The organism is Williamsia sp. z71 (genome assembly GCF_059553375.1).
In genome coordinates, this window is sequence record NZ_JCANWX010000004.1 from 66,250 (window position 1) to 89,620 (window position 23,371).

General features: G+C 66.2%; 21 protein-coding genes. 12 read left to right on the forward strand and 9 right to left on the reverse strand.

Annotated elements, in window-relative coordinates:
- Positions 1 to 20: 20 nt before the first annotated feature.
- Positions 21 to 3,233: an amino acid adenylation domain-containing protein gene (locus AC51GR_RS10995; RefSeq protein WP_496324681.1), complete on the reverse strand. Its 3,213-nt coding sequence runs from the start codon at positions 3,231 to 3,233 to the stop codon at positions 21 to 23.
- 91 nt (positions 3,234 to 3,324) lie between these two features.
- Complete coding sequence (locus tag AC51GR_RS11000) at positions 3,325 to 4,194, reverse strand: siderophore-interacting protein (protein ID WP_496324682.1); 870 nt, start codon at positions 4,192 to 4,194, stop codon at positions 3,325 to 3,327.
- A 146-nt stretch (positions 4,195 to 4,340) separates the two neighbouring features.
- Here AC51GR_RS11000 and entS point away from each other — a divergent pair, with 146 nt between their 5' ends.
- Both entS and AC51GR_RS11010 read left to right on the forward strand, forming a co-directional pair.
- On the forward strand, positions 4,341 to 5,618 hold the full coding sequence (gene entS, locus AC51GR_RS11005; RefSeq protein WP_496324683.1) for an enterobactin transporter EntS: 1,278 nt from the start codon (positions 4,341 to 4,343) through the stop codon (positions 5,616 to 5,618).
- 50 nt (positions 5,619 to 5,668) lie between these two features.
- A complete protein-coding gene (locus AC51GR_RS11010) occupies positions 5,669 to 6,748 on the forward strand; it encodes an iron-siderophore ABC transporter substrate-binding protein (protein WP_496324684.1) in 1,080 nt (359 codons plus the stop codon).
- Positions 6,749 to 6,838: 90 nt separating this feature from the next.
- On the opposite strand, the gene AC51GR_RS11015 is transcribed toward AC51GR_RS11010, so the two are convergent.
- The 4 genes from AC51GR_RS11015 to AC51GR_RS11030 are packed head-to-tail and all read right to left on the reverse strand — an operon-like array spanning position 6,839 to position 8,464.
- Positions 6,839 to 7,276, reverse strand: a complete 438-nt coding sequence (locus tag AC51GR_RS11015; RefSeq protein ID WP_496324685.1) for a molybdenum cofactor biosynthesis protein MoaE — start codon at positions 7,274 to 7,276, stop codon at positions 6,839 to 6,841.
- The gene (locus AC51GR_RS11020) at positions 7,276 to 7,785 is read right to left on the reverse strand and encodes a MogA/MoaB family molybdenum cofactor biosynthesis protein (protein ID WP_496324686.1); all 510 of its coding nucleotides are present in this window, start codon (positions 7,783 to 7,785) and stop codon (positions 7,276 to 7,278) included. The genes AC51GR_RS11015 and AC51GR_RS11020 overlap by 1 nt, the downstream gene beginning before the upstream one ends.
- Complete coding sequence (gene moaC / locus AC51GR_RS11025; protein ID WP_496324687.1) at positions 7,778 to 8,272, reverse strand: cyclic pyranopterin monophosphate synthase MoaC; 495 nt, start codon at positions 8,270 to 8,272, stop codon at positions 7,778 to 7,780. Before moaC ends, AC51GR_RS11020 begins: the two co-directional genes overlap by 8 nt.
- Before the next feature lie 3 nt (positions 8,273 to 8,275).
- The gene (locus AC51GR_RS11030) at positions 8,276 to 8,464 is read right to left on the reverse strand and encodes a hypothetical protein (RefSeq protein ID WP_496325049.1); all 189 of its coding nucleotides are present in this window, start codon (positions 8,462 to 8,464) and stop codon (positions 8,276 to 8,278) included.
- A 6-nt stretch (positions 8,465 to 8,470) separates the two neighbouring features.
- Between AC51GR_RS11030 and AC51GR_RS11035 the strand changes: the two genes are divergently transcribed.
- Complete coding sequence (locus tag AC51GR_RS11035) at positions 8,471 to 10,813, forward strand: helicase-associated domain-containing protein (protein ID WP_496324688.1); 2,343 nt, start codon at positions 8,471 to 8,473, stop codon at positions 10,811 to 10,813.
- Positions 10,814 to 10,887: 74 nt separating this feature from the next.
- Entirely contained in the window at positions 10,888 to 12,540 is a 1,653-nt protein-coding gene (locus tag AC51GR_RS11040) for a DNA repair helicase XPB (protein ID WP_496324689.1), read from the forward strand.
- On the opposite strand, the gene AC51GR_RS11045 is transcribed toward AC51GR_RS11040, so the two are convergent.
- Complete coding sequence (locus AC51GR_RS11045; RefSeq protein ID WP_496324690.1) at positions 12,541 to 13,374, reverse strand: LppU/SCO3897 family protein; 834 nt, start codon at positions 13,372 to 13,374, stop codon at positions 12,541 to 12,543.
- A gap of 145 nt (positions 13,375 to 13,519) precedes the next feature.
- Here AC51GR_RS11045 and AC51GR_RS11050 point away from each other — a divergent pair, with 145 nt between their 5' ends.
- Together AC51GR_RS11050 and AC51GR_RS11055 are read left to right on the forward strand one after the other, a co-directional pair.
- Entirely contained in the window at positions 13,520 to 14,677 is a 1,158-nt protein-coding gene (locus tag AC51GR_RS11050; protein WP_496325050.1) for a pyridoxal phosphate-dependent aminotransferase, read from the forward strand.
- A 71-nt stretch (positions 14,678 to 14,748) separates the two neighbouring features.
- Entirely contained in the window at positions 14,749 to 15,777 is a 1,029-nt protein-coding gene (locus AC51GR_RS11055) for a zinc-binding dehydrogenase (protein ID WP_496324691.1), read from the forward strand.
- A gap of 1 nt (position 15,778) precedes the next feature.
- Here AC51GR_RS11055 and AC51GR_RS11060 read toward each other — a convergent pair whose 3' ends face one another.
- Together AC51GR_RS11060 and AC51GR_RS11065 are read right to left on the reverse strand one after the other, a co-directional pair.
- Positions 15,779 to 16,798 (reverse strand): hemolysin family protein, encoded by a 1,020-nt coding sequence (locus tag AC51GR_RS11060; protein ID WP_496324692.1) that lies wholly within the window; start codon positions 16,796 to 16,798, stop codon positions 15,779 to 15,781.
- The gene (locus AC51GR_RS11065; RefSeq protein WP_496324693.1) at positions 16,791 to 18,152 is read right to left on the reverse strand and encodes a hemolysin family protein; all 1,362 of its coding nucleotides are present in this window, start codon (positions 18,150 to 18,152) and stop codon (positions 16,791 to 16,793) included. Before AC51GR_RS11065 ends, AC51GR_RS11060 begins: the two co-directional genes overlap by 8 nt.
- Positions 18,153 to 18,364: 212 nt before the next feature.
- On the opposite strand from AC51GR_RS11065, the gene AC51GR_RS11070 reads away from it, so the two are divergent.
- The 6 genes from AC51GR_RS11070 to AC51GR_RS11095 all read left to right on the forward strand — a co-directional run bounded on the left by AC51GR_RS11070 (position 18,365) and on the right by AC51GR_RS11095 (position 23,349).
- On the forward strand, positions 18,365 to 19,000 hold the full coding sequence (locus AC51GR_RS11070) for an alpha-ketoglutarate-dependent dioxygenase AlkB (protein ID WP_496324694.1): 636 nt from the start codon (positions 18,365 to 18,367) through the stop codon (positions 18,998 to 19,000).
- Between the two features lie 355 nt (positions 19,001 to 19,355).
- The gene (locus AC51GR_RS11075) at positions 19,356 to 20,711 is read left to right on the forward strand and encodes an 8-oxoguanine deaminase (protein ID WP_496324695.1); all 1,356 of its coding nucleotides are present in this window, start codon (positions 19,356 to 19,358) and stop codon (positions 20,709 to 20,711) included.
- A 47-nt stretch (positions 20,712 to 20,758) separates the two neighbouring features.
- A complete protein-coding gene (locus AC51GR_RS11080) occupies positions 20,759 to 21,790 on the forward strand; it encodes an ABC transporter substrate-binding protein (RefSeq protein ID WP_496324696.1) in 1,032 nt (343 codons plus the stop codon).
- Positions 21,791 to 21,799: 9 nt separating this feature from the next.
- Positions 21,800 to 22,027 (forward strand): hypothetical protein, encoded by a 228-nt coding sequence (locus AC51GR_RS11085; RefSeq protein WP_496324697.1) that lies wholly within the window; start codon positions 21,800 to 21,802, stop codon positions 22,025 to 22,027.
- 33 nt (positions 22,028 to 22,060) lie between these two features.
- On the forward strand, positions 22,061 to 22,756 hold the full coding sequence (locus tag AC51GR_RS11090) for a Rieske 2Fe-2S domain-containing protein (RefSeq protein ID WP_496324698.1): 696 nt from the start codon (positions 22,061 to 22,063) through the stop codon (positions 22,754 to 22,756).
- Positions 22,753 to 23,349, forward strand: coding sequence for a glutathione S-transferase family protein (locus AC51GR_RS11095; RefSeq protein WP_496324699.1), 597 nt, complete (start codon positions 22,753 to 22,755; stop codon positions 23,347 to 23,349). The genes AC51GR_RS11090 and AC51GR_RS11095 overlap by 4 nt, the downstream gene beginning before the upstream one ends.
- Positions 23,350 to 23,371 lie beyond the last annotated feature (22 nt).

The window sequence follows — 23,371 nt, forward strand, 5'->3', positions numbered from 1 at the left end:
AGCGGGTCGCGAGCCGGTCGTCACAGTAGGTTGCCTTCGCCTTCGAACTCGTCGAGCTCTTCTTGAGAGAGCCCGGTGAACACTGCAGTGTCAGGTGCCACCCGCTGCCGCGGGTGGGCCTGCGGAGGAGCCGATACCGGCGTCGGAGGCGTCACCGGTGTGGCCAGCGGTGCCAGTACCGCAACGGTTCTCGATTCGAACACGTGTGCCGCCGTCAGCTTCAGTCCCACCCGGGCAGCCGCGCCGACCACCCGGACCGCGGTGATGCTGTCACCACCGAGGCCGAAGAAATCATCCTCGACGCCCACCTGCGCCACACCGAGCACCTGTGCGAAGACAGCACACAGTGCTGACTCGATTTCGTTCTCGGGTTCTCTGGAATCGGTGACCATCGACGAGAAGTCCGGTGCAGGCAACGCCTTACGATCGAGCTTGCCGTTGGGCGTCTGCGGGAACCCGGTCACTTCGAGTACCGCTGCCGGGATCATGTATTCGGGCAGTGTCAGTCGCAGGTCATCGCGTATCTTCGCCCGGTCGACCGTCGCGCCGGCAACCACGCGGATGTACGCCACCAACTGCCCGCCGGTGGCGCCCGGAATCACCCTGGCGACACATCGATCCACACCGGCCATCGCGGCAACCGCGGTTTCCACATCACCGAGCTCGACCCGGAATCCACGGACCTTGACCTGATCATCGGTGCGTCCGAGACAGGCGAGCCGACCATCGGCCCCCCATCGTGCGAGATCACCGGTGCGGTACATCCGGCATCCCTGCTGATACGGATCGGCAACGAATCGGGCCGCCGTCAGATCGACCTGCCCGAAGTATCCCGTTGCGACACCGTCACCGGCGAGATAGAGCTCCCCGATCGCGCCAACCGGGACCGGTTGCAGCGCTCTGTCCAGGACGTAGGAGCGGGTATTGGCGATAGGCCTGCCGATGGTGATGTCGGCGCCGGAGCTCACCGCGGCCACCGTCGACCACACAGTCGTCTCCGTGGGGCCGTACATGTTCCAGACCGTTCTGGCGCCGGCACCGAGTTCTTCGGCAACCGATTCGGGCAACGGTTCGCCGCCCACCAGAACATCGACGCCATGCAGGTTCAGAGCCGGACCGAGCGTGAGCAACCCGGCCCACAGCGCCGGCGTCGCCTGCATGACATTCACACCACCCGACCGGATCCGATCCGCGAGGGCCTGCGGATCCTGGATCTCGGCGTTGCCCGCCAGTACCACCGAACCACCCGAGATCAGGGGTGAGAACAATTCGAGCACCGCGATGTCGAACGAGATCGTGGTGACCGCCAGCATGACGGTATGCGGGCCGAATCCGAATCGATCACTCATGTCGCGGACCAGGTTTGCCATCGCCCGGTCGCTGATGGCGACCCCTTTGGGCAATCCGGTGGAACCCGACGTATAGATCACGTAGGCCACCGAATCGGGTGTCCGGGGGGTACCCGACCGTCGCCCGGACCCGGTCGGATCCGGGCGAACCTCGCCGCGCGTCGCATCGAGGATGAGCGTGCGCGCACGCTGCCGATCGGACAGGACCTCCGCGCAGTCCGTCGTGGTGAGGATGGTCCGCGGATCACTGTGCCCGAGCATGTATTCCACCCGGTCGGCCGGGAAGCGCGGATCGAGCGGGACGTATGCCGCACCCGCGGCCAATGTCGCCAGCAGGGCGACAACAAGCGTCGGCGTCCGGGGCAACAGGATGGCAACCGTGTCACCGGGACCGACGCCCTGCTGCCGCAGGCGATCGGCCAAGCGGTCGGTGGCCTGCACCAGCTCGCCGTAGCGCATCACATCGTCACCCGAGATGATCGCGATGCCATCCGGCGTGCGCTGCGCGGCGCGTCGGATCAGCTGCAGTACAGCGTCATTCGGATCGAACGTGACTCTGCGCCCGGCGGTGGGCAGCGCGTCGACCTCACTCGGCGTCGGGACCGGGATCCGGCCGAGACGGCCCTGCGGTCCGGGCGCGAAGAATCGGTCGATGAACGCGACCAGACGCGCACCCACCGCCGCGAGTTCGGATTCGGTGTACCGCTCGGTGTCGGCGTCGATACACAACTCCACCGCACCGGTCCGTTCGATGCGTTGCGCGGTGATGCTCAGATCGGTCACCGGGCCGCGGGCAAGGGATTCCACAGATGCGTCCAGTCCGGCAAAGCGGATCCGGTCACCGAACGGTTTGATATTGATGGACGGCCCGACGATCGGCGAGGATCCGCCCGACCTCACCGTCCGCGCGATGTCCTCTCCGCGGTATCTGGCATGTGCACCGATCCGCGACCTGGTCTGCGCAAACGACTCCATGACGTCGCCGGCGGTGCTTGCACGAGCGGTATGTATCCGCAGCGGAACAACATTCACCGACGTCGTCGGCACCCGGGTCGCGGGCGTGCCCATCCGCGCCATCATCGGGAATCCCAGGATCACGTCCTCGCGATCGGTCACGCGGCCCACGAAACCGGCAACACCTGCCGCCAGTGCGTCGATCCAGGTGCCAGCGCCCGAGCCCGAACTGTTCATTGCATCGACCGTCTGCGGCGCCACCATGACCCGCTCGGTTCGCACCGATGCCGCGATGGCGGCCGGACCGGCATCCGGATGCGCAAGCGAGGGAGCCGGATCCGACCCGGCCACTTCCTGCGCCCAGAACTCTCGATCGATGTCGAACTGCTCGCTCGCGCGATACCGCGCGTCGTCATCGACCACGTCGCCGATGGAGGTCACGAGCGGTTCGGCGCCGTCGTACGCTGCGGAGACCCTACGCATCAGGAGCGCGATACCGAAGGCGTCGAGCGCCGCGTGATGGGCGGCCAGGTGAAGAACGTGGGTGTGCGTGCCCAGGATGAGTACGGTCGCCCGCACGCAGGGCTGCGTCGCCGGATCGATGGCCACCGAATGCCGACGCCGCGCCCAGTCCCGTGCGGCCGATTCCGGTGACTGCTCCGCGGTGAGATCCACGACCTCGGTAGGGGGCGCCCGATGGCCGAGGGTCATCACCGCACCATCGGCATCAACCGTGAACCGGGCCGTCGCCACGTCGAGGACGGCAAATGTGGAATCCGTTGCGCGCACCAACCGCTCGACCTCGAGCGGGCCGCTCATCCACAAGAACTGCCCAACGACAAACGTTGGATTCCCCGGAGCGAGCGCCTGCGCCAGGAGGACGTTCTCCGAAGCACTGGACGTGCGCAGAACCTGCTGACGGAACTGCACGATGCTACTTCTCTTTCCCGAGAGGACAACCGGATCTTAGGTTAGCCTGACCATGGCATATGCAGTCAATCGGGATCTGGTTCGCCCCTGCTTACAGTCGGGACACCAGGGTTTCCGTCGCCTGGGCTCGCAGCGTGCGGACCCGCTCGAGAACTCCGCCGGTGACCGGCCGGCGCCAGTAACCGCTCGCGTCGAGCATCGTCTTGCCGACACCCAGCGACTTCGCCACTGCGCGGAGCTCGCGGACGGTCCCGGCCTCGCCGGCAATCCACATCCAGCCCTCACCGCCGGGAAGCACCAGAGAGTTGATGGCCGCGGCCAGCTGTTGACCGTCGGTGACGTCGTCGCGGCGTCTCAACCAGGTGATCCCGTCGATGTCGGACTGCTCATCGGCAGCATCGGGGACCACGGCGAACGCGTGAACCGGTGTACCGGCCGGCGGGGCATCGAGATAGTGCGCAATCGCCGGCAACGCGGTTTCGTCGCCGGCCAAGATCCACCAGGGCGCGCCCACCGGCGGTGTGGTGGTCACCTTCGGTCCCGCGAGATGAATACTGTCGCCCGGACGCACCGTGCGGGCCCACTCACCGGCAACGCCGTGACCGTGCAGCACGAAGTCGATGTCCAGCTCGCCGGCGGCCGCGTCGAAGCTGCGAACCGTGTACGACCGCGAGGTCGGCGCCGGACGCTTCGGCCAGTCGAGGTGACCGTCGTCCTGCTCGGGAAGTGTCAGCACGTTCGACTCCGGGTCCGAGAAGAAGAGCTTCACGTAGTCGTCCGGATTGTGCGTCGCGAACGGCGTGAGGTCGTAGCCGCCTGCGGAGAACGCACCGAGCTGTTCACCGCCGAGGGTCACGCGCCGCATGTGCGGGGTCACATCGGCCACCCGGACAACGTGCAGATGTCGCAACACGATCGGTAGCGAGGTCCGCCGCGGATGGACGTGTCGTTCGGTGCTCACGACTGTGCGGCCCCTTCGATTGGGTTGTGGCACGGACCACTGCGATACGATCTGATCGCCTTAGGGTAGCCAAACATGATTCATCGATGACCACTGGACCACCGACTCGGCCTTTTCGGTGCGTGCCACCCGAGAGGTACTGATCTGTGACTGCGGAACGAACGACCGACAAACGCCGGGTCTTCCTCGATCTTCGACCGCTGCGGGAGAGCGTGAACTTCCGTCGGATCTTCATCGCACGGACGATCTCCTTGCTCGGGATCGGGATGCTGACGGTGTCCGTGCCGATCCAGACATACGACCTCAGCGGATCGACGTTCGTGGTCGGCCTGGTGTCAGCGCTGAGCGGCCTCGCCACGATCGGCGGCATGCTCGCGGGCGGTGTACTCGCCGACCGATTCGATCGCCGAACCCTGATCCTGCTCTCCCGGTCCATCGCGGGCCTGACATTTGTCGGGCTCGGCATCAACGCGATCCTCCCGTCGCCGTCGGTCACCGCGATCGCGGTGCTGGCGGTGCTCAACGGGGCCTTCGGATCGATCAGCGTTGCCGCATTGCTGTCGGTGATCCCCAGCCTGATCCCGTCCGACCAGATGATCGGAGTCGGCGCCCTCAACGCCCTGACGGTCCGGCTCGGCGCCGTGCTGTCCCCGCTGTTGGCCGGTCTCATCGTGGCGACCTGGTCGGTGTCGTGGAACTACTGGATCACCACCATCGGCACGGTGGTCACGATCATCATCTTGTCCGGGCTCCCCCGCCTTCCGGCGCCGACCCACGAGCCGCCGGAACCCGTCGAGGGCACAGCTGCCCCCGCCGGCGAATCCGCCGTGCAGTTCCTGCGCCGTGACCGCCTGGTCGGCGGCGTCATCGCGGTCGGTGTGATCGCGATGCTCGGCGGCGGACTGCTCTCGTTGATCCCGGCATTTGTCGACGAGCAATTCTCCGGGGATCCACGGACCACCGGACTGCTCTACGCCGCCGGTGCGATCGGCGCGGTGATCGCGTCGTTCACCAGCGGTTGGCTGTCCTACCTGCGCAGGCCCGGTTGGGTGCTGCTGATTGCACTGGTCATCGGGTTTGTCCTCCAGGGCGCGGTCGGCCCCGCCACCACCGTCCTGATCGCCGCACCTCTGCTGATCGCCGTCGGCGCGGTGACAACCATCCAGGAAGTACTGCGTTACAACCTCATCCAGACCAATACCCCGGCCCGGCTGCTCGGCCGCGTCAACAGCCTGTGGGCTGCACAGGAAGTCGCAGGCATGTCGGTCGGCGCCCTGCTGGCCGGTGCCGTCGGCAGCTTCATGGCGGCATCGAGCGCGGTCACGGTCTACAGCGGCATCCTGCTCGTCATCGCACTCTGCGGAGCGGTGGTGTTGCGGCCGCTACGGACGTATTCGCCACCGAATTCGCCAGTGGTAAGGTGAGCCTTCCTTAAGGTATTCATGGAAACACGTTGAGCGACAGGAAAACAAGAATGGCGTCGGAGCGACGGTTTGAGAACACGCAGTGGCGTAGCCGCCTGATCGGCGTTGTCGCCGCGGGTACGATACTCCTTCCGCTGCTGGCGGCCTGCGGGTCCGACAGCGATGGCAACCAGACGAACGATGCCAGGAAGGCCACGGCAACCGCGGCCTCCTCGGAGTCCGCATCGGGCTTCCCGGTCACCGTGGGCGGTGCGTTCGGTGACGTCACCATCGAATCGAAGCCCGAGCGGGTCCTGGCGCTGAGTCCGACCGACGCAGACATCGTGCTCTCACTCGGCGTGACCCCGATCGCCATACCCACCAGTGCACAGACCGACTCGACGACCAACGGCACCGGACTGTTCCCCTGGGCGCAGGGCAAGTATCCGGCCGGGACACCCAAGTTGGATCTGAGCACCGCCCAGTCGTCCACTCTCGAAGCGATTCTGGCCCTCGAACCCGACGTCATGGTGGGCACCGCGTTCTACGGGCTGGTCGATCAGACGAATGCCGCCCTGGTGGACGTCGCACCGATCGTGTCGTACACGACCCAGGCGAACGGCGATTCCTGGCAGGACTCGACCCGTAAGGTCGCGAAAGCCCTTGGCCTGGAGGCCAAAGGTGAAGAGGTCATCGCCTCGGCGGATTCGACGCTCGCCGACGCCGCAGCGGCCAACCCGCAGCTCAAGGGCAAGACGTTCAACGTCCTCATCACGCCGTCCGCATCCGACGTCTACATCCTGTGCTCGGCCGACGACAACCTGGGCCGCGTCATGAAGGAGTTCGGCATGGTGCTGTCCGACTACGCGCAGAGTGTCCCGTGCACCAACGGCCGGACCCAGGTCAGCTACGAAAGCCTGGAGAAGCTCGACTCCGATGTGCTGATCGTGTTCCCGGACACCTCGGACCAGATGAGCCTGCTCAGCGATCAGCAGCTGTGGAACAACCTGCCCGCCGTCAAACGTGGTGCCGTGGTGACGATCCCGAAGACCGACTCCGTCCCGGCCGCCCTGGCGTTCCCGTCGGCGAACAGCCTCGAATGGGCCGTCGATCAGATGACCCCGAAGATCGTGGAAGCTGCCGCGAAGTAGCCAACAGAGACAAATGATCGGCGCGGCGGTGAATATCTCACCGTCGCGCCGATTGTCATATTCCGGGGTATCGGGAAAGCCCGAGGACCCTCAGGCCGAACCGACCCACTCGTCGGTGCCGTCGGCGAAGATCTGGTGTTTCCACACCGGCAGCTGGGCTTTGACCTCGTCGACCAGCAGCGCGCACGTGGCAAACGCTGCCTGCCGATGATCGGCGGCCACGGCGACCACCAGTGCGGCGTCGCCGATGGCGAGGTTGCCGACCCGATGCGACACCGCAACGGCCCGGACACCTTCCGCGGCGGCGGCGACCTCGGCGACGACCTTTGCCACCACGTCGGCGGCGGTCGGATGGGCACTGTAGTTCAGCGCCGTCACGTCCCGGCCGCCGTCATGATTGCGCACTGCACCAACAAAACTCACGATGGCCCCGGCTGTGCCGTCGGCGGCATCACCGGCGAGTTGTTCGTGCACGGCGGTCGACAACGGCTCGGTGGTCACGGCGGCCAGCGCCACCACAGCTGCCATCAGTGATCACCTCCGTTGATCTGGTCGATCGCATGGTGCAGAACCGGCTCGAGAACCTCGAGTCCGTCCCGCACGCCTCCGCTCGAGCCCGGGAGGTTGACGATCAGTGTGCGCCCGGCAGTACCGACGATGCCACGCGAGAGGACCGCGGTGGGCACCTTCGGCAGACCGCTGCGCCGAATGGCGTCGGCCAGACCGGGTATGGCGCGGTCGATCACGGCTGCGGTCTGTTCCGGTGTGTGGTCGGTGGGGGTGAGCCCGGTTCCCCCGGTGGTGATGATGAGGGCGACACCGGCGGCAACAGCACCGCGCAGGGCCTCGCCCACCGGGTCACCATCCGGGACGACCTGTGGCTGTCCGACCGCGTAACCGCGCTCGCCGAGCCACGCGGCGATGATCGGCCCGCAACGGTCCGGGTACACGCCGGTCGCAGCCCGGGTGGAGGCCACCACGATCGCCGCGGTACGCGGCGTGGCGTGATCATCTCCCGGTGAACCGGACTCAGTCATCGTCGCGCTTCCAATGACCTTTCTTGCCACCGGTCTTCTCGGCAAGACCGATGTCGGTCATCTGTGCGCGGGGGTCGACCCCTTTGACCATGTCGTGCAGGGTCAGGCCGGTGACGGCAACAGCGGTCAGCGCTTCCATCTCGACGCCGGTGCGATCGGTGGTGACGGCCGTGGCGCGCACCCCGATGGTGCTCTGGCCGAGTTCGAAGTCGACGCCGACGGAACTGAGCGCGACCTGGTGACAGAGCGGGATCAGTTCCGGGGTCTTCTTGGCCGCCATGATCCCGGCGATCCGGGCCGTCGCCAACGCATCGCCCTTGGGCAGCCCGCCCGACGACAGCAACCCGATCACTTCGGCGGTGGTCACAAAAGTGCCCGTGGCCACAGCCTTTCGGGTGGTGGCGGGCTTGCCTCCGACATCGACCATCTTCGCTGCCCCGGACTCATCGAGATGAGTCAGGCGCCCCGAATCCGATGAGGGATCCACCGATCAGCGATTGACCGTGGTGCGGGGATGGAGGTATGGAAGATCGCTCGGATCCAGCGGAAAGGTGATGTCGCCGAACGGTGACAGCGATCCGGAACGATCCGACGTGAATTCGCTGACGGCGTGCTCGCCGTCGGCGACCTCGGGCCAACCATTGTCCACATACTTCTTCTTTTCAGCCACGGCGGTCATTGTGCCATGAGCGGCGCGCATATCATCTACTGGATGAGCCCCGACCAGCCAATCAGCCTGGCCGACGACCTCGCCTCGCGCAGCGACGAACAACTGCTTGATCTGTTGCAGGCGCGGCCCGACCTGGCAAGCCCACCTCCGCCGGGTGTTGCGATCCTCGCCCAGCGCGCGTTGTCGGCGGCCTCGATCAATCGATCCGGCGAAGATCTGGACCTGCTCGCAGTGGCCGTCCTCGAAACCCTGAGCACATTGCGACGGGAATCCGGCGGCGGACCCGTCGCCGCCACCGCCATCGTCGAAGCCCTCGCGGATCGTGCGGATCCGGCCGCGATCAACGCCCGCATCGATTCACTCATCGCGTTGGCGCTGATCTGGGGTCCGCCCGAAGCCCTGCAGACCGGACCGCATATGCCGGCCGCGTGGCCCTGGCGCTCGCCGCTGGCGACCGCGCCGATCAACCTGCTGGACCTCGAGGAGATCCGGAAGAAGATCGATGCCGTCGGCGAGCGTGAACGCGAACTGTTGACCACGCTGTCCACCGGCCCCGGCCTCGGTCGCACCCGGGACGCCGCACTCGGCCCCGACTCCGACCGGCCGGTCCCACAACTGGTCCACCAGGACCTGCTCGTGGTGGTGGACGACCAGACCGTCGAACTGCCGGTGGTGGTCGGGCAACTGTTGCGCGGCGAGGATCCGGCCGAACCCAAGAGTCTGCGCCCACCGGAACTGACCGGCGGCGGCGGACGCAAGATCGGTCTCGGCGAGGTGGACGCGGCCGCCGCGGGTGAAGCCATGGAATTCTTGCGGCACAGCACGGACGCGCTGGAGGCTCTCGGTGCACAGCCGGCCACGGTCCTGCGGGCCGGCGGGATGGGCGTCCGCGAGATCCGCCGCCTGACCAAGGTGGTCGGCGTGGACGAAAAGCGCATGGGGTTGGTGCTCGAGGTGCTGGCCGGGCTGCGACTGATCGATTCCGGATTCCCAGAGCCCGACATGTCCGACGGCCTGGAACCGTCTTGGGCACCAACGACATCCGCCGACAGCTGGATGCACCAGAGCACCGAACGGCGCTGGTTCTCGATTGCGTCGGCGTGGATCGACCTACACCGTCGCCCGTGGCAGATCGGTGACCGGACGCCCGAGGGCACGATCATCGGCGCGCTGGTCGGCTCGATCGCGGAGGGTGCCGCCCGTGCCGAACGGATGCTGATCCTCCAAGCGCTGGCCGAGGCGAAACCGGGTGCCGCGGTCGATCCCACATCGGTCGCGCGACAGATCACCTGGCGTCATCCTCGCTGGATACGTCGGTTGTCACAGACGACAATCGCCGAGACTCTCTCGGAGGCACAGGCCTTGGGTCTGGTCGCCCACGGCGCGCTGACGTCCGCGGGCCGGGAGATCGTCGCTGCGGGCACGGCCGAGGACATCGAGTCGCAGACGCTCGCCGCGATGGCGCGGTCCATTCCGGCGCCGATCGACTTCTTCCTGGCCCAGGCGGATCAGACGATCACCGCACCCGGACCACTGACACCCGAGCTCGTCGCCGACCTCAGTCTCGTCGCGGATCTCGAATCCGGCGGCGCCGCATCGGTGTACCGGGTCTCCGAAGCGTCCGTCCGCCGCGCACTCGACGCCGGGCGCACCGGCACCGAGTTGATCACCTTCTTCACCTCCCATTCGAAAACTCCGGTGCCGCAGTCGATCTCCTATCTGATCGATGACGTCGCACGCAAACACGGACAGCTCCGCGTCGGTGTCGCCAGCACGTTCATCCGATGTGAGGATCCGACCACACTGGCCGCGGTGCTCAGCTCGCCGGTCGCCGAGGAGCTCTCGCTGCGTGCGCTGGCCCCGACCGTCGCGGTGACGTCCGAACCTTTGATCGGCGTGCTCGATCAACTTCGGGCGGCGGGGTTCGCCCCGGCCGGCGAGGACGCGACGGGTGAACTCGTGGACCTGCGGTTCCGGGGGGCTCGGCTTCCGACGCCGCGCGAACGTCAGGGTTCGCGCAAACCGTCGCTGTCGTTGCCCAGCCGGGATCGACTCGGCGCCGTGGTCTCCCACATGCGCTCGCAGGATGCGGCCAACTCGGCAACGCTGGTCCGGCCGGGCAAGGGCGGTTCGTCGGTGACCGGCGGCGGCCTACCGGCCGCCACCCTGCTGCAGAAGGCACTGAACTCGAAGAGCACCGTCCGCCTCGGCTACGTCAACGCGGAGGGCTTCGCCAGCCGTCATGTGGTGGTCCCCCGGTTGATCGGTGCCGGCCAGGTGATCGCCACCGAACCCGGCAACGACGAGGAGCACCGGTTCTCCCTGCACCGCATCACCACGGTCGAAATGGTCGACTGACCGCCGACCCCGCAGAGAGAGCCACGTCACCCCTACGTGGCACAAACGCGCACTTCCCAGGACAATGGATCCTTGTGACCGACGGACCCCTGATCGTGCAATCCGACAAGACCCTGCTTCTCGAGGTCGACCATCCCCGAGCTGCCGAAGCGCGCGCCGCCATCGCGCCGTTCGCAGAGCTCGAGCGCGCCCCCGAACACGTGCACACCTACCGGGTGACACCGCTGGCGCTGTGGAACGCCCGGGCGGCCGGCCACGACGCCGAACAGGTGGTGGATGCGCTGGTCAGCTTCTCGCGCTACGCCGTGCCGCAGCCCCTGCTCATGGATGTCGTCGACACCATGGGGCGCTTCGGACGGCTGCAACTGGTCAAGAGCCCGGTCCACGGACTGACCCTGGTGAGCTTCGATCGCGCGGTCCTCGTCGAGATCATGCGCAACAAGAAGATCGCTCCCATGCTCGGCGAACGCGTCGACGACGACACCGTCATCGTGCATCCGTCCGAGCGCGGACGGCTCAAGCAGGTATTGCTCAAGGTCGGCTGGCCGGCCGAAGACCTCGCCGGATACGTCGACGGCGAGGCCCACGCCATTTCGCTCGACGAGAACGGCTGGGAGCTGCGCGACTACCAGCAGTTGGCTGCCGATTCGTTCTGGGCCGGTGGTTCCGGAGTGGTGGTCCTGCCGTGTGGCGCCGGCAAGACGATGGTCGGCGCAGCCGCCATGGCCAAGGCTCAGGCGACCACACTGATCATGGTCACCAACACCGTCGCCGGACGGCAGTGGAAGCGCGAGCTGATCGCGCGGACCTCGCTCACCGAGGAAGAGATCGGCGAGTACTCCGGCGAACGCAAAGAGATCCGGCCGGTCACCATCGCGACCTATCAGGTGATGACCCGCAAATCGAAGGGCGAATACCGCAACCTCGATCTCTTCGATTCCCGGGACTGGGGCCTGATCATCTATGACGAGGTCCACCTGCTGCCCGCTCCGGTGTTCCGGATGACCGCCGATCTGCAGTCACGTCGCCGGCTCGGCCTGACCGCCACGCTCGTCCGCGAGGACGGCCGCGAAGGCGATGTGTTCAGCCTGATCGGCCCCAAGCGCTACGACGCACCGTGGAAAGACATCGAGGCACAGGGCTGGATCGCACCTGCCGAGTGCATCGAGGTGCGGGTGACCCTGACCGACAACGAACGCCTCGAGTACGCGGTGGCCGAACCCGAAGAGAAGTACAAGCTCTGCTCCACCGCGCACACCAAGATCAACGTCGTGAAGTCGATCCTGGAGCAGCACAAGGGCTCCCAGACCCTGATCATCGGCGCCTACCTCGACCAGCTCGACGAACTCGGCGAGGCGCTCGACGCCCCGGTCATCAAGGGATCGACCAAGAACAAGGAGCGCGAGGAACTGTTCGCCAGGTTCCGCACCGGTGAGATCCAGACGCTGGTTGTCTCGAAGGTGGCCAACTTCTCCATCGACCTGCCCGAGGCCTCCGTCGCCGTCCAGGTCTCGGGAACATTCGGGTCCCGGCAGGAAGAGGCCCAGCGCCTCGGTCGCCTGCTACGGCCGAAAGCCGATGGTGGACAGGCCCATTTCTACTCCGTGGTCTCCCGCGACACCGTCGACGCCGATTATGCGGCCCACCGGCAGCGCTTCCTCGCCGAGCAGGGTTACGCCTACCGGATCACCGACGCCGACGACCTGCTCGGCCCGGCCATCGGCTGATCACCCGGCAGGACTGCCCAAGCAGAATCCGAGCGGCTTGGGCCGGTCGAACGTTATCGCGCCCGCACACCCGGGGACGGTGGTCGAGTCGACCCTGGCGAGCACCTTGACCACCGTGTTGATCTGGCTGCTCCCGACCTCACAGGGCACCTCTTTCATCCCGGTCAGTGAGGCGACGGGGACCTCGTAGCAGTTGCCTTCCCGGAAGTTGGGCACCAGGCAGAGTTTCGTTTCGTCCTCACCGGTCTGCGTCAGTTCCGAATACTGCTCTCCACCACATGATTCGGTGCGCGAATCGAGCTTCTCGGCGACGATGAAGTTCAGCGGCGATGTGGTGCCGCAGTCGATGATGTCGAAGTCGGCGTCCGAGTTGGCGCCGGTCACGGTCACACAGTCGCCGGCCCGGACGTCATCGATGTCGTCGGCGAGGACAGCTGCCAGCGCCACCACCGCGATGGCCCCGGCGACCAGAACAGCGGCCACCACGGCGAGCACCACCCACACCGTGCGCTTCTTACGAGGCGGCGGTGGCTGGTGATTGCCGTACGGACTCCCGCCGTATTGCGGGACCGCGCCGTATTGCGGGACCGCGCCGTACTGCCCGGCACCGGGCTGCTGCGGATACTGCTGACCGAACTGCGGATCGGCCGGACCGGGCAGCGGGTACGGCTGACCGGGGAACGCGGGCGGCGGATAGGCCGGGCCGGGCGCGGGACCATGGCCCGGTGCCGGCGCTGGGTATTGCCGGCCATAGGGATTCTGCTCGCCGTAGGGGTCGTTCCCACCCGGACCACTGGCTCCCGGCGCGCCGGGATAGGGACCTTGATCTGACACGCGACACCTTCCGATGACCGAAAATGCTGAGGATCTGAGCCTAACCGCTGACGAGGGCGGGACGGAGGTGGAGCGGATCTCCGGCGGTGCGCCCGGAGTAGCGTTGGAGAACGCGAGCAACTTTCGTCCCAGGAGGCCACCACAGATGCGGACCGTCAAGCGGCTACAACCCTTCTCGTCGACCATCTTCGCCGAGATGTCCCAGTTGGCCGCCCAGCACGATGCCATCAACCTCGGGCAGGGCTTCCCGGACACCGACGGCCCGGAAACCATGCTCATGGTCGCCCAGGACGCGATCGCGACCGGGCACAACCAATACCCACCCGGCGCCGGGATCCCGGCGCTGCGGGCGGCGGTCGCCCGGCACCAGCTCGACCACTATGGCCTGCACTACGATCCCGACAGCGAGGTCCTGATCACGGTCGGCGCCACCGAGGCGATCACCGGTGCGGTTGTCGGTCTGGTCGAACCAGGTGCCGACGTGGTGATGATCGAGCCGTATTACGACTGTTATGCCGCCGCCACCGCGATGGCCGGGGCCAACCGCGTCACCGTCCCACTGGTTCCCGACGGCGACGGCTTCACCCTCGACCGTGACGCACTGCGCCGCGCGATCACCGCCGACACCGCGCTGGTGATCATCAACTCACCGCACAACCCCACCGGCACGGTCCTTTCCGACGATGACCTGCAGGCCATCGCCGACGCCTGCATCGACAACGACGTCGTGGCGCTGACCGACGAGGTCTACGAGCACCTGGTGTTCGACAACCGGACCCACACACCGCTGGCCACGCTGCCGGGGATGAGGGAGCGGACGCTGCGGGTCAGCTCGGCCGGTAAGACGTTCAACTGCACCGGTTGGAAGGTCGGCTGGATCAGTGGTCCGGCCGAGCTCGTCGCCGCGGCCCGGACCGCCAAACAGTTCATGAGTTACGTCGGCAGCGGACCGTTCCAGCCGGCAGTGGCCTGCGCACTGAACACCGAGATGGAGTGGGTTCGCCGGTCCGCGGCCCGCCTGCAGCGCAGCCGCGACCTCATCACCGGTGCACTGACCGATGTCGGTTTCGAGGTGCACCGCAGCGAGGGCACCTACTTCGTCTGTGCCGATCCCCGGCCGCTGGGCTATCACGACGGCGCCGCCTTCTGCCGCGACCTACCCGAACGGATCGGTGTCGCGGCGGTACCGGTCAGCGCCTTCGTCGACCATCAAGACCAGTGGAGCCACCTGGTCAGGTTTGCTTTTGCCAAGCGCGACAACGTGATCGAGCAGGCTGCAGAGCGGTTGCGCGCCCTGGCCTGAACGCCGACACACAGGCCGCGGCGCCCCACGCGGTTGACTTCATGCGCGCTTGAAGTTCTACGGTCCGATACATGGACCCAACCGATACGACCGGCCGAACGACAATGCGCGCAATCGAAGTTCGGGAGTTCGGTGACCCACGGGTGCTTCACCTCGGCCACGCACCGGTCCCCTCCCCCACGACCGGGCAAGTCCTGGTCGAGGTCGCTGCCGCGGATGTGATGTTCCTCGATGCCCGCCTTCGCAGCGGATGGAGTACCGACCACTTCAAGATGCCGCTTCCCTATACACCCGGCGGCGGGGTCGGCGGCACCATCGTCGAGGTGGCAGACGACCGGGACCGATCGTTGCTCGGCCTACGGGTGATCAGCAAGACCGCCGCGAGCGGAGTTGTCGGCGGCCTACCGATCGGCGGTTATGCCGAGTTCACGCTCGCCCGCGCCGATCTGGTCGTACCGATCCCCGACGAGCTCGCCATCGAGGACGCCACCGCCCTGGTTCATGACGGGCGCACAGCCCTGGCGGCATTTGACACCGCCGGGGTCACTCCCGGCGATCGGGTACTGATCACCGGCGCGGCCGGCGGACTGGGAACCCTGTTGACCCAGCTGTCCCGGAACGCGGGTGCAGAGGTGATCGCCGGTGTGAGCAGTGCGCCAAAAGCACAATTGTCCACTGCCCTCGGCGCAACAGCCGCGGTACGTTACGACTCCGACAGCTGGCCGGAGCAGGTCCGCGAAGTCACCGGCGGAGACGGCGTCGACGTGGTGTTCGACGGGGTCGGCGGATCGCTCGGCGCCATCGCCGCAGCCACCCTGCGGCCCGGCGGACGGTTTCTTGGATACGGTTCGGCGGCAGGAACGTTCGCAGACGTCCAGAACACCACGACCGATGTGACCGCGACGTCGCTGCGTCAACTCACCATCGATCCGTCCCTCGACTGGCAAGGGTTGCCACACCGGGCGGTGCGGATGGCCGCGGACGGCGAACTGAAGGTCCATGTCGGACAGACCTTTCCGCTCGCCGATGCCGCGGCGGCCCACACGACGATCGAATCTCGCGCCGGCCTCGGCCGCACCCTGCTCGTGACGGCTCCGTAGGTCAGGCCCCGGCGGTGACACCTGACGTCGGCAGCAGTTTCTGGACCACATCGTTCATGGTCAACAGGCCACAGGCCTGCGCCCCGTCGGTCACCACGGCCAGATGCCCGCGGGTTTCCCGCATGGTCTGCAGCGCCTCGTAGACCGGCGTTGCCGCGGCCAGCGTCAGCACCGGACGCATCAACTCGCCGGCCGTGGTGGTCGGCGGCACGGTCAGGCTGTCCCGAACGTGCACCACGCCTTCGATTCCGGCATTGCCGCTGACCAGCAACCGCAGGTGTCCGGAGGTGTATCCGGCCGCCCGGATGTCGGCAGCGGTTGCGTCGACGTCGATGGAACTCGGTGCCACGCCCCGGTTCACCAACTCGCCGACGGTCAGATTCTCGAGTTCCAGTGCCACCGCCAGTTGGCCGTGGTACCGCTCGTCGAGCGTGCCGACAGTCGCCGAATGCTCCACCAGGTGCCGCAGCGCGTCAGAATCCTGTCCGGTGTCAACCTGATCCACCGGCGTCACACCGACCTTGACCAGCAGCCAGTTCGCCATCCTGTTGAGGGTGAGCAGCAGCGGCCGCGTGAGCCACATGAATCCGCGCATCGGCAACGCCAGCATGGTTGCGGACTTCTCGGGATGCGCGATCGCCCACGATTTCGGGGCCATCTCCCCCACCACGAGATGCAGGAAGGTCACGATGACCAGGGCGAGAACGAAGCCCAGCACATCGGCGAGCCACAGCGGGGCGCCCCAGCTGTCGAACATCGGGGTGAGCCAATGGTGCACAGCCGGTTTGGTCACCGCACCCAACGCCAGGGTGCAGACGGTGATGCCCAGCTGTGAGCCGGCCAGCAGGACCGACAGTTCGGACGCGCTGCGCAACGCTGCCCGCGCCGCCCGACTGTCCGGTGCCGCGTCCTCGAGCCGATGCCGTCGGGCGGCGATCAGCGCGAACTCCACCGCGACAAAAAATGCCGACGCGGCGATCAGCGCCACCGTGATGGCCACGATGACCCAGGGGTTACTCATCGTCGACTCCCTTCGTCACCGTCAACGTCACGAAGAGTGTTGCGGGCACATGCGATTCGATTGATGTCACTTCGGCGATCAGTTTGCGTACCGGCGCATCCTCGTCATTGACCAGGTCGGCCGGGTCGGGCTGCAGCTCGATCTCGATCCGTTCCCCGACCTCGGGAAGTCCGGCATATTGCGCGACAACCGCGCCTGCCAGTGTCTCGAAATCACCTTCGGGCAGGCTGTACCCGACGATCCGCTCCACCTCGTCCACGTGCAGGTCACCGGGCATCGTCCAACCGTCCTGGGCATTGCCCGCCACGATCGCCCCACCCTCGGGGTCGTGCTCGTCGGCGATCTCACCGACCAGTTCTTCGGCGATGTCCTCGACGGTGATGACCCCGGAGAATCCACCGTATTCGTCGACGACCAGTGCCATCGCATCGGATTCTTCGGTCAGGTGGGCCAGGACCTGCGGTAACGGCAGCGTGGTCGGCACGACCACGGCCGGGCGTGAACGCGTCAGGGCGGTGCCGGTTGTCGAGTCCTCGAGCAGATCGTGCAGGTGGATCACACCCAACAGGTCGTCCGAGGTCTCACCGATCACCGGGTACCGGGTATGGCCGGTACCCATCAGTTCCACCACGTCGGACACGGGCAGGTCTGCGTGCACCGTGCCGACCCGGGACCGCGGGATCATCGCGTGTTCGGCTGTCCGCGTCGGGAAGTCGAGAATCCGGTCGAGCAACGTCGACAACTCGGCAGGCAATTCGCCGGCATCGCGGGAGTTCGCGACGATGTGTTCGAGGTCGCGTGCGGTCGCCGAGTGTTCGACGTCGTGCACCGGCTCGATCCGCAAAGCGCGCAGAAGCAGGTTCGACGATTGGTCGAACAGCCAGATCAGCCAACCGAACAAGCGGAGGTACCACGTGGTCGATATGGCCAGCCACCGTGCGACCGGTTCCGGGCGGGCAATGGCGAGGTTCTTCGGGAACAGTTCACCGAACAGCATCTGCACCAGCGTCGAGAAGGCGACGGCGATGATCGCGCCGATCGCGATACCGACAGCGGTCGGGATGCCCACGCCACCGAGCAGTTCACCGACGCCCTCGCCGATGAGGGGTTCGGCGACGTAACCGACGAGCAGGCCGGTGACGGTGATGCCGAGCTGTGCTCCGGAGAGCATGAACGATGTGCGCCGCGTGACGGCGAGCGCGCGGGCCGCGCCGCTGTCGCCGGCCTCCGCACGCGCCTTGAGTCGCGAGCGGTCCACGGACATGTATGCGAACTCTTGGGCAACGAAATAGCCGGTGAGCGCGGAGATGAGAAGTACAACGAGGATGCCGAGAGCGATGGACACGAGCGTCAACGCGGAGTCGACCCCGCTTCGGCCGTACGGTCAATGGCTAGGGGTCTATCTGTGCGCGGTGCGCTGGCCATGGCTCTTTCTGCGGTTATGCGGGTCGATTCCACCGCGCCTGACAGACGCAGATGGTAATGGGTTCGTAAATAAACTGCGTTCCAGCATACCGGATACGGAATTTTGTCGTACATATGTTCTAATCGCGGTAGAGTCGACCCATGAGCCCCGGACGACAGGTGTCGCTGTTCGAGGACCTGAGCGACACCTCCACCCCCACCCTGAACCCGCTATCCGGAAACGTGATCCGGCGAGAACTCGCGGACGGCGCCTGGGTCGATCTGCGTCCGGCCTGGGTCAGCGGCGCCGACGACCTCTTCGATTGCCTGCACACCGACGTGCGGTGGCGCGCCGAACGGCGGCAGATGTATGACCGCGTCCTCGATGTCCCCCGCCTGGTCTGCCAGTACCCCGACGCCGGAAACGGACCACATCCGATGCTCGGCACGTGCCGCGACACCCTCACCGACCATTACCGCGCAGAGTTGCCGGAGGGATTCGCCTCGGCCGGCCTGTGTCTGTACCGCAGCGGCAACGACAGCGTCGCCTGGCACGGTGACACCATCGGCCGAGGCAAGTCAGAGGACACCATGGTTGCGATCCTCTCGCTGGGCTCTCCCCGCGCGCTGTTGTTGCGGCCCGTCGGCGGCGGCGCGTCCCTGAAGTTCACACTCGGCCACGGCGACCTGCTGGTGATGGGCGGCAGCTGCCAGCGCACCTGGCAGCACGCCGTACCGAAGACCACCGGCGTCGGCCCTCGCGTGAGTGTGCAATTCCGTCCCCCCGGGGTCTGGTAACCGCCGAGCGTGCCGAAATCACCGCCGAGCGTGCCCTAATCACCGCCGAACGTGCCGAAATTGCATGAGGCTGTGCATCTTTGGCACGCTCGACGGTCGGTTCGGCACGCTCGACGGTCGGTTCGGCACGCTCGGCGGCGGTGACCGGTTACGCAGCGTTAACATCGCCGTTTCGTCCCAGACAAACGGCAACCGTAACTTCAGGAACTACCGGCGGAGAGCGATCGAGCCGGGACAGTCCGCCCGGCTTGCCGGACACGATCTGGAGCTCCCCTCCAGAAGAGGACATTTCACCTCCAGTGGTGGGCGCGAGGGCCATCACAGACGAAAGTTGTCTGGCCCACTGGAGGATTGAATGTACGACCTGCTTTTTCGTGATATCGGACATCTCATGCTGGAGCCGGGTAACGAACTGCCTGATGCCTGGCTGGCGGTGTCGGACGGCCGGGTAGCCGCCTTCGGATCCGCCGGCACTGAGCCAGAAGCAACCGAAACCCGCTCTCTCGGCGGTCGATTGGTGACTCCCGGCCTGATCAACACCCACCATCACATCTATCAGAATCTGACTCGCTCCTACGGTCCGGTGGTGAACGGATCCCTGTTCGACTGGCTGACCGGTCTCTATCCCATCTGGTCGATGCTCGACGAAGAAGCGGTGTACGTGTCGACGTACATCGGGCTCACCGAGCTGCTGCTCGGCGGTTGCACCACCTCCACCGACCACCTCTACGTGCATCCACGTCCGAATCTGATCGACGCCCAGATCCGCGCAGCCGAAGACATCGGCTTCCGGTTCTATCCGACGCGTGGTTCGATGTCGTTGTCCGTCAAGGACGGTGGACTTCCGCCGGACAGCGTCACGCAGACCACTGCGGCGATCCTCGAGGACTCCGAACGCCTGGTCACGCGGTACCACGATCCGAAACCCGGCGCGATGATCAGGATCGGCCTCGCGCCGTGCTCCCCCTTCTCCGTCGACGACACGCTCATGCGTGCGACCGCCGAGCTGGCCGAGAAACACGACGTCCGCATGCATACGCACCTCGCCGAGGACACCGATGAGCACACCTTCTGCCTAGAGAAGTACGGCCGTACACCGGTCGAGCACTTCGAGGATGTGGGCTGGGCCGGACCCCGATCGTGGGTGGCGCACTTCATCTTCCCGAGCGACGTCGAGGCCCGACGACTCGCCACGGCAGGCGTCGGTGTGGCCCACTGCCCGAGTTCCAACATGTTGATCGGCGGCGGCACCGCCAGGGTCCAGACGCTTCGCGAGCACGGCATGGCCGTCGGTCTCGGTTGTGACGGATCGGCCTCCACAGACCACGCCTCGATGTGGCTGGAAGCGCGAACAGCGCTGCTGCTGGCCAGGTTCGCCGGCGGGCCGACTGCGATGACGGCCCGCGACGCCCTCGACATCGCCACCGTCGGCTCGGCACGGTGCCTGGGGTGGGACGACGAACTGGGACGGCTGACGGTGGGCTCTGTCGCCGACCTGGTCGCCTGGCACCTCGACCCGGTATCCCTGGCCGGCGCACTGTCCGATCCCGTTGAGGCACTGCTCCGCTGCGGTCCCGCCCGCGCCTGGACAACCGTCGTGAACGGCAAAGTCGTTGTCGACGAGGGACAACCGGTCTTCGCCGCCCTTCCCGAGATGTTGCGCGAACATCGCCGTATCGCCACCCGTATGCAAACAGCCGTCCTGACCTGACACCGGCGTCCCGGTCTCGCCACCCGTCTTCACCACAAGGAGAAACCATGTCCCACGCAGGATTTTCGCTGTCCCGACGGAGTCTGCTCAAGGGTGGTCTCGGACTCGGAGCCATCGCCCTGGGCGGACCCACACTGCTCACGGCCTGCTCGGGGTCCTCGACATCGGTGGCAGCCGACGGCACCACCACCATCGACTACCAGCTCAGCTGGTTGCCGACCACTGAACATTCCGGTAGCTGGATCGCCTCGGACACAGGTCTGTACACGAACAACAAACTCAAGGTCGGGTTCCTCAACGGCGGCCCCAACGTCAGCCCCGACACCGTGGTGATGTCCGGGAAGGCCGCTGTCGGCGGCAGCAACGCCGATGTGGTGGCCAACGCGATCACCCAGGGCGCCGACCTCAAGGTCTTCGGCACCCGCTTCCAGAAGAGCCCCTTCTGCATTCTGTCCCTCGCCGAAACACCCATCAATTCCCCCCAGGAGATGGTCGGCAAGAAGATCGGTGTCGCTGCGCTCAACGAGACGTCGTTCAACCTGTTGCTGCAGATCAACAACATCGACCCCGACAGCATCGAAGTCGTCCCCGTTCAGTTCGATCCCGCACCCGTGGTGAACAAGGAAGTGGACGGCCAGGTGGTCTTCGTCATCAACGAGCCCACACAACTCGAGGCCAAAGGTATTGCCACCAACACCTTTCTGTTCGCCGACTTCGGCTACGCCGTCTTCTCGGGTGTCTACTTCGCCAAAACCGAGACCGTCGAGAACAATCCCGAGATGCTCGCCGGATTCCTTCGCGCCGAACGACTCGGCTGGGAGGCGAACGTGGCCGATCCCGCGCTCGGCACCGACCTGACACTCAATGTCTTCGGCAAAGATCAGGGCTTCGACCGCGCACAGCAGTTACTCGAGTCACAGACCCTGCCGCAGATCATGGTCACACCCGACACCGACGCCGGCGGACTGCTCACCCTGCCGCCGGCCCTGATCGAGAAGAACATCGCGACACTGTCCGCCAACGGGATCGATGTGACCGCGGAGCAGCTGTTCACCACCAAGATCCTCGACATGATCTGAGTGGTGTACATGGCGGCAACCCTGATCCTGACCGGGGATCTGATGCCGGATGTCTTCTGCGACTTCATCATCGCGCGCGCCGAGGTCCTCGACGTGCAGGCGGAGGTCATGGAGGCCGCCCCACATCGGATCGTCGTGCGGGTAGGTGGCCGGTCCGACCTCGTCGGCGCCCTGGAGATGGCCTGCGAACTCGCGCCCGGCACCAGCGTTGTCCACGATGTCGTCCGCCACGACTGATCACGAACAGCGCAAGAGAAAGGAATCACCGAGATGCTCTCATCCCACCGCGACTCGGCCTCGGGTTGGGCCCCGGTGGCATTGAGCCGCGACGTGCCCTCCGGTTCGTCGACGGACACAATGCTGCAGGGCCACGCCATCGCATTATGGCGGGGAAGCGATGGACTCGTCCACGCCTGGGACGATCGTTGCCCACACCGCGGTATGCGGTTGAGCCTGGGTTTCGTCCGCGACGATCGGCTCGTATGCCTTTACCACGGTTGGGAATACGCGTCCACGGGAGGATGTCGCCACATACCCGCCCATCCCGACCTCGATCCGCCGAGCTCGGTCCGCGCGGACCGGTATCGCACCGCCGAGCGTTACGGCATGGTGTGGGTGGACGGTCGCTCCGGCACCACCCGGGGCGAGATCGAACCGGCAGCGGAGATGCCACCGGAATACCCTGCGACACCCGCCTGCTCGGTGTACGTGAACGCGACGCTCCCCCAGATCCTGGAGTGGCTCAGCGCCCGCACGGACACCATGCAACACGCCGACAATCTCCTCCACACCACCATCGACGGATCCGACATCGTCATCGGCCTCCAGGTCCGCGACGAGGCAACAACCGGGATGCACATCTGCGTCGGTGTGGAGGGTGCCGATCCGGCTCTCCTGCGCCAGATCAACGTGTGGGCGCAGGCGTTCCGGGACGAGATGAACGCACACGTGGCGGTGGCATCGTGAGTGAATTGTTGCTCGACGACTTCGAACTCGACCTCGACTGTTACAAGGTGCGACTCGGACTGGCGCTGCTCGGTATCGAGTACACAAAGGTGCCCGTGAACTGTTATCCGGTGATCTCCGGTTCGGCAGGTGAGGTCCCCGTCCTGCACCACGGCGACCACACCGTACGCGGGGCCGAGGAGGCCCTGCAGTACCTGGCGACGGAGTTCGCCGCCGATACCACTTGGGCGCCGAGCAAATCCGCGGACGCCCAGCTCACCGGTTGGCTCGGCTTCAGCGCCGACACATTCGGTGCCATCAACGCCGCGCGCGACCTGGCCCTGTACAGCACCGCCCGGCTGGATGAGGCCGCCGCCCGGGCGACGGTGGCGGTACAACAACTCGAGGACCACCTCACGCTGGCGCGAACAGACAACCACTGGGTCACCGGACCACATCCCAGCATCGCCGACATCGCGCTCTTCCCCGGCGCGGCCCTCACCCGGGACATCGGCATCGACCGCGGGCGTTATCCAGCGCTGCGGTGGTGGCTGCGCCGAATGCAGTCACTGCCCGGTTTCGTCACGATGCCCGGTATCCCCGTCTTCCCCTGACATCCGAGAAGAAAAGGCTTGC